This window comes from Sphingomonas gilva (assembly GCF_003515075.1).
GTDB classification, from domain to species: domain Bacteria; phylum Pseudomonadota; class Alphaproteobacteria; order Sphingomonadales; family Sphingomonadaceae; genus Sphingomonas; species Sphingomonas gilva.
Genome location: NZ_QWLV01000001.1, coordinates 557,182 through 574,114 on the forward strand (window position 1 = coordinate 557,182; position 16,933 = coordinate 574,114).

Sequence of the window (16,933 nt, forward strand, 5' to 3'; positions counted from 1 at the left end):
GGGGGGGGGGGGGGGGGTTGTTTGGGTGGGCGGGGGCGCGCCGGGGGGGGGGGGGGGGGGGGGGGGGCCGCCCCCCCCCCTCTCCGCGGACGCGGTGCTCTGTGGTGACTGCCCCTCTCCCAACCCTCTCCCCTGAAGGGGAGAGGGCTTTTGTCCGCACCACCTGCGCCTATTGCGGGGTCGGGTGCGGCATTGCCGCTACCGTCACCGGCGAGCGATCGGTCGAGATCAAGGGCGACCCCGATCATCCCGCCAATCGGGGCCGGCTCTGTTCCAAGGGCACGCAGCTTGGGGAGACGGTCGGGCTGGAGGGACGGCTGCTCCATCCGATGATCGGCGAGGCGCGGGTATCGTGGGACAAGGCGATCGATCATGTCGCCAGGCGCTTCGCGCGCACCATCGCCGAGCATGGGCCGGACAGCGTCGCCTTCTACGTCTCGGGCCAGTTGCTGACCGAGGATTATTACGTCGCCAACAAGCTGATGAAGGGCTTCATCGGATCGGCCAATATCGACACCAATTCGCGGCTGTGCATGTCGAGCGCGGTCGCCGGGCATGTCCGCGCCTTCGGCGAGGATGTCGTGCCGGCGAGCTACGGCGATATCGACCAGGCCGATCTGTTCGTGCTGGTCGGATCGAACACCGCCTGGTGCCATCCGATCGTCTATCAGCGGATGATGGCGGCGCGGGAGGCGCGCGGGGCGAAGCTGGTGGTGATCGATCCGCGCCGGACCGAGACCTGCGAGGGCGCTGACGTGCATCTTGCGATCCGTCCGGGCAGCGACGTCGCGCTGATGAATGGGCTGCTGGCGCATTGCCGGCGTGAAGGCGCGATCGACCCGGACTTCATCGACGCCAGCGTATCGGTTCCGGATGGCTTCTGGGAGGCGCTGGAGGATGGCGGCGATCTCTGGTCGGTCGCGCGGACCTGCGACGTGCCGCCCGCCGATCTCAAGCGCTTCTACGATCTGTTCGTCGCCAATCCGCGCACGATCACCTTGTTCAGCCAAGGGATCAACCAGTCGCTCACCGGCACCGATCAGGTCAACGCGATCACCAACCTGCACCTCGCCACAGGGCGGATCGGCAAGCCGGGGGCGGCGCCCTTTTCGATCACCGGCCAGCCCAACGCGATGGGCGGGCGCGAGGTCGGCGGGCTCGCCACGACGCTCGCCGCGCATATGGATTTCGCGCCGGAGAATGTGGCGCGCGTGGGCCGCTTCTGGGCGGCGGAGCGGATGGCGGCGAAACCGGGATTGAAGGCGGTCGACCTGTTCCGGCAGGTCGGCAACGGCAAGATCAAGGCGCTGTGGATCATGGCGACCAACCCCGCGGTCAGCATGCCCGATGCGGGCGCGGTGCGCGCGGCGCTGGCCGCATGCCCGTTCGTCGCGGTGTCCGATTGCATCGCCGACACGGACACCGGCCGCTTCGCCCATGTCCGCCTGCCGGCGCTCGGCTGGGGGGAGAAGGACGGCACCGTCACCAATTCGGAACGGCGGGTCAGCCGCCAGCGAGCGCTGTTCGCGGCCCCCGGAGAGGCCAGGCCCGATTGGTGGATCGTCGCCTCTGTCGCGCGGCGGATGGGCTGGCGCAGCGCCTTTTCCTATGACCGGCCGGCGGACATCTACCGCGAGCATGCCCGCCTTTCGACCTATCAGAACGGCGGCGCGCGGCTGTTCGACATCGGTCACCACGCGGCCATCGCCAATGCCGATTATGAGGCAATGGAGCCATATCGCTGGGGCGGCACGCCGTTCGCCGAGGGCCGCTTCCCGACGCCCGACGGCAAGGCGCGGCTGGTGCCCGTGGTGCAGCGCCCGCTCGCGCCGCCGCTCAAGGACTGGCCCTTCACGCTCAATACCGGCCGCTACCGCGACCAGTGGCATACGATGACGCGCACCGGCCTCAGCCCGCGCCTCGCCCGTCATCGGCAGGAGCCACTGGTCGAGCTGCATCCGGCGGACGCCGCCGCGCTGGGGATCGCGCAGGGCGATCTGGCGCGCGTCGCCACGCCGCAGGGCGAAAGCGTGTTCCGCGCGCATCTCGATGAGGGTCAGCGGCGCGGCGAGGCGTTCGTGCCGATCCACTGGACCGATCGCCAATCGACCGGCGGCCGCGCCGGGTTGCTGCCGCGCGACCTGGTCGATCCGCATTCGGGCCAGCCGGGTTTCAAGGCGACGCCCGCGCGGGTCGAGCGCGTCGCGGCGGAATGGCGCGGATTTCTGATCACCGATACGCTGCCCGATACGATCCCCTCGCTCTACGCGACGCGCATACGCGTACCGCAGGGCTGGCTGGTGGAGCTTGCGGGCGGGGGCGATCCGGCGAAGCTCATCGCCCGCCTGTTGCCCGCCGGTTCCAGGGTCGAAACGAGCGATCCGGCGCGCGGACAGCGCCGGGTCGCGGTGCTCGCCGAGGGACGTTTGCGCGCGGCGATCTATATCGCGCGCTCGGGAACGCTGCCCGCGCGCGAATGGCTGATCGAGCAGCTGTGCGCGCCCGAGCCCGCGAGCGCGATGGCGCTGCTCGCCGGCCGTCCGGCGACGCCGCGTGCGGATCGGGGACCGATAGTCTGCGCTTGCTTCGATGTGGGCATGAAGACCATCGCCGCGGCGATCGCCGATGACGGGCTGGTCTCGGTCGAGCAGGTCGGCGCGGCGCTGTCGGCGGGCACCAATTGCGGATCATGCCGGCCGGCGATCCAGCGGCTGATCGCAGGCGCGCAGCAGGCGGCGCATGGCTGACGCCCCGCTGATCGCACCGGGCGAGGTCTGGCTGGTCGGCGCCGGGCCGGGCGATCCCGACCTCCTTACGCGCAAGGCCGAACGTCTCATCCGCGCGGCGAGCATCGTCTTCTACGATGCCCTGGTCGGCCCCGGCGTGCTCGATCTGATCCCGCCGCATGTCCGGCGGGTGCCTGTCGGCAAGCGATCGGGACGGCATTCGAAGGATCAGGCCGAGATCGACCGGCTGCTGGCCGAGGCGGCGCAGGCGGGCGAGCGGGTGGTGCGGCTGAAGGGCGGCGATCCCTCGGTCTTCGGTCGCTCCGCCGAGGAGTGCGCCGCCCTCGCCCGTCACGGCATCCGCTGCTCGATCTGCCCGGGCGTGACCACCGCCAGCGCAGCGGCGGCGAGCGCGGGCGTGTCGCTGTCGCTGCGCGGGCTCGCCCGGCAGGTGCGATTGGTCACGGCGCACGCCAGGGCCGGGGAGGCGCTCGACATCGACTGGGCCGCGCTTGCCGATCCGCAGAGCACGATCGCCTTCTATATGGGCCGGGCCGCGGCCGGGGAGATCAGCCGCCGCCTGATAGCGCACGGCCTGCCGCCCGCGACGCCGGTGCTGATCGCGGCGAATGTCAGCCTGCCCGACGAACAGCTGCTCCACACCCGGCTCGACCTGCTGCCGGTGGCGGCCGATGCGGTTGCCGACGGGCGTGCGACGCTCATCCTTGTCGGCGAGGCGGTCGCGCCGGCGCGCGCGAAGCCCGCCACGCTATCGATTGAGGAGTCGCGCCGCCCCGGCTAAGCCGTTCGCGTGCCGACACATTCGCCCGTCCGCCCAAAGCGCCGCAAGCGCAGCGCGCATGAAGCCCGCGACGAAGGACTCGCCGCGGCGCGCGACCTGCTGCTGGCGGGCGGGCCGGCGGCGGTGACGCTCGCCAATGTCGGCAAGGCGATCGGCATGTCGCACACCAACGTCATCCATCATTTCGGCTCCGCCGCGGGGCTGCAGACCGCGCTGATGGAATCGATGATCCGCGACCTTGCCGACGCGCTGGGCGATGCGGTGAGCCAGCTCCACACCGACGCGGCGGCGCCGGCGGCTTTGGTCGACCGGGTGTTCGACGCGTTCGGCGAGGGCGGAGCGGGGCAGCTCGCCGCCTGGCTGGTGCTGGCGCGCGAGTTCGACCATCTCGAGGCGGTGCGGCAGGCGGTGCTCGATCTGGTGGCGGCGGTGAAGGCGCGCGCGCCCGAACTTCCCGACCAGGACAGCCGCATCCGCGCGATCGTGCTGCTGATCGCGATCTGCGCGTTCGGCGACGCGGTGATCGGCCCGCATCTGCGCGACATGCTGGGACAGGACGAGGAGGCGGCGCGGCGGCTGGTCGCGCAGATCCTGCCGCTGCTGATCGTGCCGCCGGCGAGCTAGCGGACGCGCGTCCAGGTCTGGGTGCGGCAGAGGAACGCCATCAGGCAGCCCTTCACCTTCAAGGTGCTCGCATCCACGAGCGTGAGCGTGCCGCTTTTGGCGCCGTCGCCGGTCTCCGGATCGTAGAGCGGGCCGCCCTTCCATTCGCGCGGACCGCCGGTGAAGCCGTGGAGCACGCGCAGCCCCATGACGCGACGGCCGCGCAGCGCCTTGTCCGGATTGCGGGTGTCGCGCTGGTCGGGATTGGCGCGCAGCGGCGCGCCGTCGACGACGCGCCCGCACAGCGCCTGGCCGCAACGATGAATCTCGACCACGCCGCCCTGTTTCTGGGTGTTCCAGCGGCCGATCAGCGCCTCCTCGCCCGCTGCCGGAAGCGCGCTGGGGACTGACAGGAGGGCAAGCGCCAGCAGCGCGCGCTTCATGCCGCCGCCTCCAGGCCGAGCCGCGCCTGCGCGCGCGCCAGCACGTCGCGGTCGTCGTGCTGCCAGGGGTGGAAGCCCGGCCTGAAATAAGTCAGCCATGCCGGGAGGATGCGGCGGAGGATGCCGCCCCGGCCGAACAGATAGGCGATCGTCCGCCCCCAGATGCGCGGGCCCTTGAGGCCGTCGGCGCGGTAGAGGTCGGCCATGCTGGCACGGATCGTGGTGAACAGGATGACGGTGGCGAGGATCATGGCGAAGCACCGCATGACATAGCGGCGCAGGCGCGTCATGTCCGCGGTCACGGCGAGGAAGGTGTCGTAGGCGACCGCCTTGTGCTCGATCTCCTCGATCGCGTGCCAGCTCCACAACCGTTCGGTGTCGGCGGGCGCGGCGGCCATGTCGGCGCTGTCGCCGGCGAGCAGCTCGTGCGCCAGGATCGCGGTGAAATGCTCGAGCGCGCAGGTGGCGGCGAGCTGACGCGCCTTGCTGCGCTTGCGGGCGAAATCGAGCACGCCTTTGGTCCGCCGCTCCAGCCGCTCGACATCATAGCCGCTGTCGGCGGCGAGCTGGTTGAACGCGGCATGCTCGCGGCTGTGCACCGCCTCCTGCGCGAGGAAGCCCTTGATCTGCGCCTGCAGCGCGGGCCCGACCTCGCGGCGATAGGCGCGCACGCTGTCCATGAAGAACTTCTCCCCCGCCGGGAAGGTGCAGGACAGCGCGTTGAAGAACGCCGTCGGCACCGGATCGCCGCCATGCCACCAGCGCGGATGCTTCGCCGGCTCACGGTTGAAGCGCAGATCGCGCACGGTGATGGTGTTGTCCGCGGGGGTCAGCGCCCTATGCATATTCATCGACCAGCTCCATATTGACAACGATGTTCATACGATAGAGTGAACATCGATGTCAATATGGAGCTGGGCCGAGTGCGACTCGCCTTCAGGGAAGCGTATAGGACGCGGCGGGGCTGGTGCTGAGGGTGCCATAGAAATGACACGGTAAAGACCATCCATCGACAGGGGGTAATTGCGCATCGATAAAGATGATTCTACCCGTCGATTGATCAAAGGTTCCGGTCAAATCGCCTGGGCACGGGCCGAAAAAAGCGTTGGTGTAATACACATCGTTTATGCTTATGGACGTTGATGAATTTACCGTTACCGAATAGGGTTGATTAGCAAACTAGCTGCCGGAAATGCCACCAGTACATAGAATGTCTGAGATTGACGCAGATGATCCGTTTAATAATAGCGAAGCGCTCAACGTACAGTTGATGGTAAAGCCGCTATATATTGTCATTGCGCCGTTGACGTTAACCGTGTCACTGGGCGACCAAGTTTGAGCATGCGCCGTACTGGCCGAAACTGACATTAGTGATATGGCCAATCCGTACGTGGCGATCGTTTTCATAAGGCTCTCCTTGATTATCCACCATGATTTAAGACGCCTCTGATGCACGACGGGGGGATTGCCGCTGATCATGACACACAAAAAAGCCGGCGCGCCGTGGGGCGGCGCGCCGGAGGTCTGGACCGCTGGGAGGGCGGGTCAGAACCGCTTCATGACGCTGAAGCCGATGATGCGCGGATCGAGCGTGAAGACGTTGGCGGTGAGGCCGGTGTCATCCGAATTGGTGAAGGTGTCGGTGATCGGCGTGTTGTCGAACACGTTCTTGACATAAGCCTGGAGCACCAGATCCCAGTCGCGGTTCTCCAGCGTCACCGCGAGGTTGGCGTTGTCCCACCCGCGCAGCCGATCATATTCGGTATTGTAGACGCGGGCGAAGCTTTCCGATTGGCGGTAATAGTCGCCGCGGAAGGTGAGTTCGAACGCGTCGAGGAAGAAGGTGTACTGCGCCCCGATGTTGAAGGTCAGGTGCGGCGAATTGGGCAGCTCGTTGCTGCCTAGATCGGCATAGAAACCGCGGCCGCCATTGGGTGCGCCGCTGCGCGGTGCTGCGCTGCCGAGGACGCCAAGCGGGCTGAGGTCGGGATCATAGGGAAGCAATGGATCGTAGGTGAAGCCGAACAGCGCATAATAGGCGGTCTGCCCGTTCGGCGCGGCCGGATCATAATCGCCTATCCGGTTTGAGGATGCGCAGAGCGCCGCAAGGCCGAGCTCGCCAAGAAACGCTGAAAAGGGATGGTTGAGTATCTTCTCGACGGCGGCCTTGGGCGCGATGCAGTTCGATGGCGCCTGCAACCAGGGTCTGACGAGCACCCAATCCTCGTTACTCTGGGTGCGGTTCATCACATCGATCGACTGCGCGCCGTCCTTGATGCGGGTGTCGAGATAGCCGAGATTTGCGTCGATGCGGAAATTGCGTGAAGGTCGCCAGGCGGCCTCAAACTCGATCCCCATGCTCGTCGCGTCAAAGTTCTCGTTCAAGGAGATTCGATCGACGATCTGCGACACCTGATAGTTAGTGTAATCATAATAGAAGGCGGTGGCGTTGAACGTCATACGCCCATCCATCAGACTGTTTTTGGTGCCGATCTCGAAAGCGTTGACATATTCTGGCGCAAACGTCTCGGCGAGCGGCTGGAGCCGGACGATGCTCGGATCCAGATCCACCCGCGGCGGGTTAGAGCCGCCGCCCTTGTAGCCGTGGGCGAAGGATGCATAAATCAGCGTATCATCGGTGAAAGAGAGCTGCGGTTTCCAGTCCGCGACCAAACGGCCCGAGAAGCGTTTCCAGCTCTGATTGATATTGGGTGAGGCCGGGTAACCGATCGCCGCCCTGCCGCCCGTCGATGCCGACATGGCGGACCCAATTCCCAGCAATAGTTGGCTTGGATAGGGCGTGGCCGTCTTGGTGTCATCGGTGTAGCGCAGGCCCGCGGTCAGCTTGAAATTATCGGCGATATTCAGATAGCTCTCACCAAAGATAGCGAAAGATTCCGTGCGAACGACGTTCTTGCTTCGAAAGTAGTTATGACCAAGTCCGTTTATGCTGCCAAGAGGATTTGGGTCCACATAAATGCAATCCCCCGATGCATCGTCAGGCCCTGCAGGCTGACAAGGACGAGTCACGAGATTGAAGATTCCATCCTCGTGATTAAACTGACTGAGCGGATCTCCATTATAAAAGTACTGAGCGACAAAGGTAAATAGATTATTGAAGACGTAGTAGTCATCTTGTGAGCTGAAATCCAAATAGTTGGCTCCAAGATTAAAGTTGAACGGTCCATCCCAAGAGGATTGCAGGCGAATTTCCTGCGTCCATTGCTCGTTATCCGACTGGCTAATATCGACCGACAGCATCCGGTCCGACGGCCCCAGTTGCGGGTCAACATAGATGCCGCCGGGGGTTGGCCCGATGACTGTATAAGAGGGAAACGCCGCAGGGTGCAGATCGGGATCGCTCGAATCGCTGAAAATGGGGTTCGAGACGAAGCGATTGTAATCCTGAGAGGAGTAATAGCGATCCTTCGCGTACGCCGTTTGCGTGATCAGCTGTAGGCCGTCGGTCAGGCCAAGCTCCAGATTGAATTGAAAGAGATCGTTCTTGGCGCGAAAGACGGGATCATAACTGGTCGCGATCTCGCGCAGATTGCGTGATTGAACAAGGCCGGCATAGGGGTCCGTTCCCCTCGGCACCGCCTCCACGTCCGTGGTCGTTCCATCCGGGTTGACGATCACGCCATAGCCAATTGCCGACACCGCCACGTGCGGAAAGCTGCCGGCGTTTGGCGTGCCATAGGCGGCATCGTCGAACAACGACCCCGGTTTACATCCCTGACTCATCCGCAAGCGAAGCAGGTCCGGCACCGCCGTATCGCCGATCATCGTAGGCCCGTCGTCACGCGTGCACAGTTGCTTGCCGGTGCGTGAGCGGTTGTCGTCTTCCTCGAAATGCTGCCAGATGAAGTTGGCGCGGAAACCGTCGAACGGTTCCCATTGCGCCGACAGTCGGGTCGACCACAGGTCTCGGCCATTGACCTTGGTGTCGTTGAAGCTGTTGTAGTCGAACCCGTCGCGCTTGGTGTAGGCGCCCGCCGCGCGCACCGCGAAGGTGTCGGTGATCGGCACGTTGATCATTCCGCTCGCGCGGCGCGTGTTGTAGTTGCCGACCTCGATCTTGCCCATGCCCTCGAAGCTGTAGACGGGCAGCTCCGGCAGCACGTTGACCACGCCGCCGGTCGCGTTGCGGCCATAGAGCGTGCCCTGCGGCCCGCGCAGCACCTCGACCCGCTCGATATCGAAGAATTCCTGCTCGAACAGCCGGTTGCGGATGAGCGGCGTGTTGTTGAAGCTGACCGCCACCGCCGGATCGGTGCTCGCCGACACCGCCTTGGTGCCGATGCCGCGGATCGAGAAGTTGTAGCCCGAGAAGTTGGCCTTCGAGAAGGTGACGTTGGGCACCGCGCGGAGCAGCTCCGACCCGCCCTCGATCTTCAGATCGTCAAGCGATTCGCCCGAAAAGGCCGACACAGCGATCGGCACGTCTTGGATCGACTCCTCGCGCTTCTGCGCGGTGACGATGATGTTCTGGCTGGTGTCATACTGTTCCGGCTCGGCAGGCGGCGGCGTCTGCGTTCCGACGGGCGGGCTCGCCTGCGCCGAGCTCACCGCCTGGGTGACGATGAAGACATTGCCCTGGCGGCGATAGCTGAGGCCGGTTCCGCGCAGCAGCGCGCGCAGCGCCGTCTCCGGATCGCCGACGTCGGAATAGCCGCGCGTCCGCTTGCCGGTGGTCAAGGATGCGTCGGCCATGATGGTGAAGCCGCTCTGCACGCCGAAATCGCGCAGCGCGCTGTCGAGCGCCTGGGCGGCGATCTGGAAACGGGGTTCGGCCGGCCGGGACTGGGCCGGCGCGGCAACAGCAATCAGGCAAGCGCCGGCGACGCCGATCATGAGGTGACGATGATATTGAGACGCGCGTCGGCGCATGGATTCCCCCTCCGGATACAGGGCTTTGCCCTTGTTCCGCGGCGCTCCCATGACGCCGCTTCCAGACTAGGACGCATGGCGGTTCCCTTCGGGGGGATCGTGCAAAAAATATTCTCGCGCCAAGCCTCGCACGACCCTGCGCCGGATGGCAATGCGTGGCGGATTTCCGCGCATTGCTGCGCAGCATGGCGGCATGGTTCCCGATATCGGGCTGATCCGGCCGCCACTTGACGTTTCCGTTCCTCGTCAGGCTTTCTCCCGCGCGGAGAGGAACAGCGTGCTGCGTCTGAGCAATATCCACAAGGCCTATGGGTCGCGCGAGCGGCCGGTATCGGTGCTCGCGGATGTCTCGCTCACGGTCGACGACGGCGAGTTCTGCGCGGTGCTCGGGCCGTCGGGATCGGGCAAGAGCACCTTGCTCAACATCGTCGGGCTGCTCGATCGGCCGTGCGCCGGGGAGATGGTGCTGGGCGGCACGACGATCAGCCATGACTCGGCGCAGACCACCGCGCGGCTGCGCAACCGGCTGCTCGGTTTCGTGTTCCAATCGTTTCAGCTGCTGCCACGGCTCAATGCCTGGCAGAACATCGCCATGCCGCTGATGTATCGCGGCGTGCCGCGCGGCGAGCGGAAGGGGCGGGCGCTTGAAATGCTCGAGCGCGTCGGCCTGTCCGAGCGCGCCGACCATCTGCCCTCGCAACTGTCCGGCGGGCAGTGCCAGCGCGTCGCGATCGCCCGCGCGCTGGTGGGCGAGCCCCGGCTGATCCTGGCGGACGAGCCGACCGGCAGCCTGGACAGCGCCACCGCCGGCGAGATGATCGATCTGCTCGGCGCGCTCAACCGCGAGCTCGGGATGACCATCGTCATGGTCACGCATGATCGCGACCTGGCGCAGGCGTGCGGGCGGCGCATCGAACTGCTCGACGGCCGCGTCGTCGCGGACAGCGCCGCGGCATGAGCGCGCGCCGCACGCTCCTGCCCGACGCGCCGCTGGGCGAGACCTTCGCCGAGGCTTTCGCCAACCTGCGCGCGCAGGGCAGGCGATCGGCGCTGGCGCTGCTCGGCATCCTGATCGGCACCGCGTCGATCATCGCCATGCTCAATGTCGGCCATATGGCGCAGCGGGAATCGCTCAAGCTGTTCAGCGACATGGGCGTCGACATGCTGCAGATCCTCGCGGTGCCGACCGGCGAAGCGGCGGCCGGTTTCCCGCGCGAGGCGGTGGAGCGCCTGCCGCAGAGCGATCCGGCGGTCGCCGCAGCCTTGCCGCTCGCGACCGGGCGCGGGCCGGTCAGGTCGAGCCGCAAGCAGACCGACCTGTCGATCGTTGCGATGCCGCCCGGCCTGGTCCGGCTTGCGCGGCTGCCGGTCGCCGAGGGTCGGTCGATCGCCGCGATCGACGATTGCGGCTTCGGCGCGGTGCTGGGGCACAAGGCGGCCGAGCAGCTTTCGGCGCCCGGCGCGGCGGCGGGCGTCGGCAGCCGCGTGCTGGTCGGCGATTACGGCTTCACGGTGATCGGCGTCTTCGCGCCGGTCGTCGCCGAGACGCTTGATCCGACCGATTACAACAACGCGGTGTTCGTGCCGCTATCGTGCGCGCGCAGGGTGCTGCCGGGAGCGGATCCGAACGTCGCGATGATCCGGCTGAAGCCGGGTGTCGATGGGGAACCCGCCGGCCAGCGCATCATCGCCGCGCTCGCCCGGCCCGGATCGAGCCTGCAGGCGATGAACGCGCAGCGGATCCTTCAGACGATGAACGCGCAAAAGGCGGTGCATTCGCGGATGCTTGCGGCGATCGGGGCGATCTCGCTCCTGGTCGGCGGCATCGGCGTGATGAACGTGATGCTGATGAGCGTGATGGAACGGCGGCGGGAAATCGGCCTGCGCGCGGCGATCGGCGCGACCCCGCGAGACGTGCAGGCGTTGTTCGTGATCGAGGCCGCGGTGCTGACCTTGGTGGGCGGCGTGGTGGGCACGCTGTTCGGCCTGCTGGCGGGGTATGCCATCGCGGTGAGTTCGGGGTGGGACTTCGGCTTGGCCGTGTGGACATTGCCGCTGGGGCCGGGGGTCGCCGGGCTGATCGGGCTGGTGTTCGGACTCTATCCGGCGATCACCGCCTCCCGGCTGGATCCGATCGAGGCTCTGCGTGCGGACTAGGGGTGACATAGGGTTGGAGCGCCGGGGGCGAAGGCGGATCGGCGAGGCTCGGCGCGCCGACCGGCCGGCGCAGCTCTTCCGGAGCGGCGCAGGCGGCGCACAGGGTGAAGAGGCCAAGTGCCGCAATCTTCATCGGTTTCTCATCTCCTCGATCGGCGCCCTGTTTGGCGCGATCATGGCGTCGGGCGCAAGCGCACAGGAGTTTTCACCCGTTGCCCCGGTATCGTCGCCCGCCGCGCCGCGACCGGCGATCAGCGGCCCGCCGGTCGCGATCAGCCTGGAGGACGCGGTGGCGATCGGTCTGCGCGACAACCGCACGATCCAGTCGGCCTATCTGCAGCGCGTGGTGCAGAAATTCGACCTCGCGGTCGCGGAGCGCCGCTTTCAACCGCGCCTGGACATCGTCGCGGACGTCTTTCACGAGCGCGCGCTCGGCCGGACGGCGATCCGTTCGACCATCACCCCCGCCGTCAGCTGGCTCGCCCCCACCGGCGCGCAGATCGGCTTCGTCTGGGACCGGCGCGACCGGCTCGATCAACCGACCAGCAGTTCGGAGATCGCCAGCCTGTTCGTCACGCAGCCGCTGCTGCGGGGCGGAGGGTTCGCGGTCAACATGGCGCCGGTCCGCGTCGCGCGGCTGCAGGAGGAGATCAACCGGCTGGGATTGAAGGCGACCGTCGCCGACACGGTGGCGACGATCGTCTTCGCCTATCGCAACCTGCTCCAGGCGCAGGAACAGGTGCGCCTCGCCGAACTCTCGCTCGAACGCACGCGCAACCTGCTGGAAACCAACCGTGCGCTGATCGACGCCGGGCGGATGGCGGCGGCGGACATCGTCCAGACCGAATCCGGGCTGGCGACGCAGCAGGTCGCGCTGCTCCAGGCGCAGCAGTCCCGCGCCAGCGCGCAGCTTGCGCTGCTTCAGCTGCTCGCGGTCGAACCGCGCACGAACATCGTCGCGGGCGATGCGATCGCGGCCGAGCATGTGCCGATCGACGTCGAGCGCGCGATCGCCTTCGGCATGGCCGGGCGGATGGATGTCCTCGCCCAGCGCAAGGCGCTCGAACAGGCGCGCCAGGCATTGCTGGTCGCCAAGAACAACCGCCTGTGGGACGTATCGGTGGTCGGCACGGTGACGCGCCAGCGCGGGTCCGACCCGATCCTGGGCCGGATCGAGCCGCGGACCGACCATACGATCGGGCTGCAGCTGGCCATCCCGATCGGCGATCCTTCGGCCGAGCAGGGCGAGGTTCGCGCCACGACCGATCTGCGGACGGCGGAGCTGCGCTACGAGGATCTCAGCCAGTCGGTCGAGACCCAGATACGCGACGCCGTGCAGAGCGTCGAAGCGTCGTGGCTGCAGCTGGAGGCGGCGCGGCGCGCCCGGGAGCTCGCCGCGCGCGCACTCGACCTGCAGCGCGAGAAGTTCGAGGCGGGACGCGCGTCGAATTTCGAGGTGCTGTCCTTCCAGGCGGATTTGCGCGCCGCGGACACGCAGGAACTGACCGCCTCCATCGCCTATCTCAACGCGCTGACCCAGTTCGATCAGCAGATCGGAAGCACATTGGACACATGGCAGATATCGTTGAACGACTGACCCGCGCAGCCCGGCGGCCGAGCGATGCGCAACTGGCGGCGGCGCTGATCGCCGTCCTGGCCGCCATGCTCGCCTGGCTGCTGTTGGCGGGAGAGCCTTCCGAGGGCGCTCCGGCCGCCGGCGGCGAACAGAGCCTGACGATCGCCCGGCGCCCGTTCACCGCCAATCTGGCCTTTGCCGGCAGCATCGTGCCGGGCGACGCGATCGGCGTGACCGCGCCCTTCGACGGCAGCGTCACCGCGATCGGGTTCACCTATGGCGACCGGGTGGAGGCGGGTCAGATGATCGTCGAGCTTGATCCAGGCGAGCTGATGCAGACCCGCAACGATGCGGAGAGCGCCTATCTGAAAGCAGCGCAATCCGCCCAGGAGATGGCCAACTGGACCGACGGGCCGGAGGTGTCGCGCGCGCGCCGCGCGGCGACGAGCGCGGCGCTGGAGCTGAACGCCGCCGAGCGCGATTTCCGCGAGACCAAGCGGCTGCTCGACCGCGGGCTGGTGCCGCGCAACGAATATGACGGTGCGGCGCAACGGCTGAAGACCCAGCGTATGGCCGTGGCTTCCGCCAATGAGGAGCTGCAATCGACGCTGCGACGCGGCCAGGGCGCGAACCGGCGTGTGGCGGCGTTGACGCTGGACAGCGCGCGCGCGCAGCTCGCCCGGCTCGACGGCCAGCTCCGCCGCGCCGTCGTGCGTGCGCCGGAGGCGGGCGTGATCGTGCGTCCGCCTGCGATTCAGGCCGATGGCATCACGAGCGGCGTGCATGTCGGCGCGCGGGTCAGCCGCGGACAGATGATCGGCTCCATCGCGCGCGATGGCGGGCTCGCAGTGGCGTTCAAGCTCGACGAGGGCGACGTCAACCAGCTCGAGGTCGACCAGCCGGTCGTCGTCACAGGGCCGGGCTTCCAGGGAACCGCGCTGACCGGCAAGATCGTCTCGATCGCGGGCGAAGCCGTGGCGGCGGCCGGCAATAGCGGCAAGGCGAGCTTCACCGCGACCGCGCTGCTCGATCCGCTGAAGCCCGAACAGGCCGCGCTGGTGCGCATCGGCATGAGCGCCGCGGTGATCGTCACCACCTACAATAATCCCGACGCCATCGTTGTCCCGCCGCTCGCGGTGCAGGGCGCAGCGCCCGCGGCGACCGTTCTCGTGCGGCCGCCCGGCGGCGGGGAGCCGCGCGCCGTTCCCGTGCGGATCGGCCGGGTGACGCCCGAGGGCGTGGAGATCGTCGCCGGCCTCAAGCCGGGAGACGAGGTGATATGGACGCCGCCGGCCCCCGCGGCGGCGCCGCCTGCATGAAAATAAACGGCGCTCCATCCCCCCTCTTTACGCCGCGCTGCGTCAAGGGGGTGACCGGTTCACGCCAAGTGACCCTACGGAATGCGTGGGGTAGATGCTACAAGCGTGACCGCGCGATGGAGTTTCGTGGGGCATGCTCGAACAGCTGGACCATCCAGTGACCGATCGCCGGCAGGTTGGGGAACCCGATCTGGCCGTGTGGCTGGCGCATTATGGTCCCGCGCTGCGCCGCTATTTCGGACGCCGGGTGGGCGACATCGAAGTCGACGATCTGGTGCAGGAGGTGTTCCTTCGCCTGCACGCCGCGCGGCGCGACACGCCGATCGACAATGTCGACCGCTACATGTTCACCGTCGCCCGCAACGTCCTGGTCAGCCGCCACCGCAGCGACCGCGCCAGGGGTGGGCCGTTCCATCAGACGCTCGAGGGGATGAACGAGCCGGTCGACCATCTCTCGCCGGAACGCATCGCCATCGGCAGCGAGGAATATGCCCGCGCAGTGCGGGCGATCGTGGCGCTTCCGCCGCGCGCGCGCGCCGCCTTCCAGTTTCACAGATTCGAGAACATGACCTATCAATCGATCGCCCAGCGCATGGGCATTTCCAAGGAATCGGTGAAGGAGCTCATCCACCGCGCGCTCGTCCGGATCGCCGAGCAGATGGAGGCGGAGGCATGAGCGCGCCGGCGCCCGAGCGCGAAGCGATCCGCTCCACCGCCGCGCAATGGTTCGCGCTGCGCCGTTCGGGCGAGATGACCCCGACCGAGGAGCGCGGCTTCCGCGCCTGGCTGGACGAGAGCCCGGCGCATCAGGAGGCCTGGCTGCGGCTCGAACGCATCTGGGCGTTGACCGGCGCGGTGGCCGAGGACCCGCAGATCGTCGCCGTGCGCGCCGAAGACGCGAAGGACTATTCCGGCGGACGGGGCTGGTGGCGGATCACCGGCATCGCCGCGGCGATGCTGCTGGCGCTCGCCAGCACCTGGGCGGTGCGCGATTCGGGGATGGTGGGCGATCTCGGCGACGTGCGCGTAGCCGATGCGCAGATATTCCGGACCGGGCTGGGCCAGCGCACGACGCTGACGCTCGATGATGGTTCGGTCGTCACGCTCGACACCGATTCCGAGGTCCGCGTGCTCGCCATGGGGTCGACGCGGAGTCTCTCGCTCGAGCGCGGGCGCGCCTTCTTCAAGGTCGCGAAGGACCCGTCGCGACCCTTTGAGGTGAAGGCGGGCGACAAGACGGTGCGCGCGCTCGGCACGGCGTTCGGGGTCAGGCTGGATGGCGAGCAGGTGACCGTCACGTTGGTCGAGGGCCGGGTGCGGGTCGAAGAGCCGCGCGCCTTCTTCAAGCCCGGCCACAGCGCCGAGATGACCGCCGGCGCCGAACTGATCGCCAGCACCGACGACAATTGGACGGTCAACCGGGTCGATGCGGTACGGGAGACCAGCTGGCTCGACGGACGGCTGACCTTCATGCGCGATCCGCTGGCCGAGGCGGTCGAGGAGATGAACCGTTATTCGGAACGGAAGCTGGTCTTCCAGGCCGGGCGCGTGCCCGACGAGCGGATCGTCGGCGTATTCCGCGCAGGCGATGTCGACAGCTTCGCCCAGGCGATGGAGCTGAACGGCTTCGCCCGCATCGTCGAGATCAGTCCAGATCGGATCGAAATGGCTGCCGAATAGCTCCATTTCCATATCCAATATTCTTCATGACCTATCCCCCCGCGGCGGATCGCCTCGCGTCAATCGTTACGGGAACGACCATTCCCGACGACGCGACGCAACCAAGCGTTCGCGCGAAACAGAGAGAGGAACTGTCATGAAAAGCTTCAAGACATTCTGCATCGGGGCCGTGGCAAGCATCGCCCTGGCGGGCGGCGCATCGGCGCAGACATTCTCGCCTGAGGGACCGCATACGCTGAACGGCACCGTCACCGTGTCGAAGGGCATCACGCTGACCTGCACGATGTCGGGAACCGGAACCGTTTCCGGCGGCACCGCGACGATCACCGGCCTCTCCCTGTCCGGCGGAATGCTCGGTCTGTGCGGCTCGATCACGTTCAGCGGCCTTCCCTATGCAGTCACGTCGGCGAGCACCAGCTCGATCACCATCGTCGATGTGCGCGCTGTTGGGGTCACCGGCAATTGCCGCGGAAACCTGACCGGCTCGTTCAATCAGTCGACCGGGCAGATTACCTTCAACAATGCGACCATTCCGTCCGATCCGGCGGGCGGCGCGCCATGCGTGGTGAATGGTACGGTGAGCACCTCGCCTGCGATCTCGTTCACCATCCCCTGACGCCTGATCGGCGTAAGCTCAGCGCCGGCGCGCGCTTCGGCCCTCCCCGGACGAAGCGGCGGCCGGCGCTGTTGCGTGTGCGGCTATGCGCCGTCTGCCCGGCGTCAAGGTCCGGCAGGCA

The 16,933-nt window shown here is 67.1% G+C and carries 13 protein-coding genes; 10 read left to right on the plus strand and 3 right to left on the minus strand.

All coding sequences use genetic code 11. From position 1 onward, the window contains the following. The first annotated feature begins 104 nt into the window (after positions 1–104). From D1610_RS02725 to D1610_RS02735, 3 genes are read left to right on the plus strand one after another with little or no spacing between them, the layout of a single operon-like run. A complete protein-coding gene (locus D1610_RS02725) occupies positions 105–2,747 on the plus strand; it encodes a nitrate reductase (RefSeq protein ID WP_118862958.1) in 2,643 nt (880 codons plus the stop codon). Further along, positions 2,740–3,528: a uroporphyrinogen-III C-methyltransferase gene (gene cobA / locus D1610_RS02730; RefSeq protein ID WP_118862566.1), complete on the plus strand. Its 789-nt coding sequence runs from the start codon at positions 2,740–2,742 to the stop codon at positions 3,526–3,528. The genes D1610_RS02725 and cobA overlap by 8 nt, the downstream gene beginning before the upstream one ends. 9 nt (positions 3,529–3,537) lie before the next feature. Next, complete coding sequence (locus D1610_RS02735) at positions 3,538–4,152, plus strand: TetR/AcrR family transcriptional regulator (RefSeq protein ID WP_118862567.1); 615 nt, start codon at positions 3,538–3,540, stop codon at positions 4,150–4,152. Here the strand turns inward: D1610_RS02735 and D1610_RS02740 are convergent. The 3 genes from D1610_RS02740 to D1610_RS02750 all read right to left on the minus strand — a co-directional run bounded on the left by D1610_RS02740 (position 4,149) and on the right by D1610_RS02750 (position 9,428). After that, positions 4,149–4,574: a DUF2147 domain-containing protein gene (locus D1610_RS02740; RefSeq protein ID WP_118862568.1), complete on the minus strand. Its 426-nt coding sequence runs from the start codon at positions 4,572–4,574 to the stop codon at positions 4,149–4,151. The two genes, D1610_RS02735 and D1610_RS02740, sit on opposite strands and share 4 nt — an antisense overlap. Beyond that, positions 4,571–5,425, minus strand: a complete 855-nt coding sequence (locus D1610_RS02745) for a metal-dependent hydrolase (RefSeq protein ID WP_245941944.1) — start codon at positions 5,423–5,425, stop codon at positions 4,571–4,573. The genes D1610_RS02740 and D1610_RS02745 overlap by 4 nt, the downstream gene beginning before the upstream one ends. Positions 5,426–6,119: 694 nt before the next feature. Continuing rightward, on the minus strand, positions 6,120–9,428 hold the full coding sequence (locus D1610_RS02750) for a TonB-dependent receptor (RefSeq protein ID WP_118862569.1): 3,309 nt from the start codon (positions 9,426–9,428) through the stop codon (positions 6,120–6,122). Positions 9,429–9,741: 313 nt separating this feature from the next. On the opposite strand from D1610_RS02750, the gene D1610_RS02755 reads away from it, so the two are divergent. From D1610_RS02755 to D1610_RS02785, 7 genes are all read left to right on the plus strand, one after another. Continuing rightward, a complete protein-coding gene (locus tag D1610_RS02755) occupies positions 9,742–10,422 on the plus strand; it encodes an ABC transporter ATP-binding protein (protein ID WP_182466677.1) in 681 nt (226 codons plus the stop codon). Continuing rightward, positions 10,419–11,621, plus strand: a complete 1,203-nt coding sequence (locus D1610_RS02760) for an ABC transporter permease (protein WP_118862571.1) — start codon at positions 10,419–10,421, stop codon at positions 11,619–11,621. Before D1610_RS02755 ends, D1610_RS02760 begins: the two co-directional genes overlap by 4 nt. 175 nt (positions 11,622–11,796) lie before the next feature. Further along, entirely contained in the window at positions 11,797–13,218 is a 1,422-nt protein-coding gene (locus D1610_RS02765) for a TolC family protein (RefSeq protein WP_118862960.1), read from the plus strand. Beyond that, positions 13,194–14,516: an efflux RND transporter periplasmic adaptor subunit gene (locus D1610_RS02770; protein WP_118862572.1), complete on the plus strand. Its 1,323-nt coding sequence runs from the start codon at positions 13,194–13,196 to the stop codon at positions 14,514–14,516. The genes D1610_RS02765 and D1610_RS02770 overlap by 25 nt, the downstream gene beginning before the upstream one ends. Before the next feature lie 133 nt (positions 14,517–14,649). Continuing rightward, complete coding sequence (locus tag D1610_RS02775) at positions 14,650–15,192, plus strand: RNA polymerase sigma factor (protein ID WP_118862573.1); 543 nt, start codon at positions 14,650–14,652, stop codon at positions 15,190–15,192. Then, positions 15,189–16,196: a FecR family protein gene (locus D1610_RS02780; protein WP_118862574.1), complete on the plus strand. Its 1,008-nt coding sequence runs from the start codon at positions 15,189–15,191 to the stop codon at positions 16,194–16,196. The genes D1610_RS02775 and D1610_RS02780 overlap by 4 nt, the downstream gene beginning before the upstream one ends. A 136-nt stretch (positions 16,197–16,332) precedes the next feature. Then, positions 16,333–16,812, plus strand: coding sequence for a hypothetical protein (locus D1610_RS02785; RefSeq protein WP_118862575.1), 480 nt, complete (start codon positions 16,333–16,335; stop codon positions 16,810–16,812). The last annotated feature ends 121 nt before the right edge of the window (positions 16,813–16,933 follow it).

What these genes read in the sequence shown, in the direction of transcription:
- D1610_RS02775 (WP_118862573.1), top strand. Translation starts at nt 14,650, where the DNA reads ATGCTCGAACAGCTGGACCATCCAGTGACCGATCGCCGGCAGGTTGGG.
- D1610_RS02745 (WP_245941944.1), bottom strand. Translation starts at nt 5,425, where the DNA reads ATGAATATGCATAGGGCGCTGACCCCCGCGGACAACACCATCACCGTG.
- D1610_RS02780 (WP_118862574.1), top strand. Translation starts at nt 15,189, where the DNA reads ATGAGCGCGCCGGCGCCCGAGCGCGAAGCGATCCGCTCCACCGCCGCG.
- D1610_RS02770 (WP_118862572.1), top strand. Translation starts at nt 13,194, where the DNA reads ATGGCAGATATCGTTGAACGACTGACCCGCGCAGCCCGGCGGCCGAGC.
- cobA (WP_118862566.1), top strand. Translation starts at nt 2,740, where the DNA reads ATGGCTGACGCCCCGCTGATCGCACCGGGCGAGGTCTGGCTGGTCGGC.
- D1610_RS02785 (WP_118862575.1), top strand. Translation starts at nt 16,333, where the DNA reads ATGAAAAGCTTCAAGACATTCTGCATCGGGGCCGTGGCAAGCATCGCC.
- D1610_RS02750 (WP_118862569.1), bottom strand. Translation starts at nt 9,428, where the DNA reads ATGATCGGCGTCGCCGGCGCTTGCCTGATTGCTGTTGCCGCGCCGGCC.
- D1610_RS02740 (WP_118862568.1), bottom strand. Translation starts at nt 4,574, where the DNA reads ATGAAGCGCGCGCTGCTGGCGCTTGCCCTCCTGTCAGTCCCCAGCGCG.
- D1610_RS02760 (WP_118862571.1), top strand. Translation starts at nt 10,419, where the DNA reads ATGAGCGCGCGCCGCACGCTCCTGCCCGACGCGCCGCTGGGCGAGACC.
- D1610_RS02765 (WP_118862960.1), top strand. Translation starts at nt 11,797, where the DNA reads ATGGCGTCGGGCGCAAGCGCACAGGAGTTTTCACCCGTTGCCCCGGTA.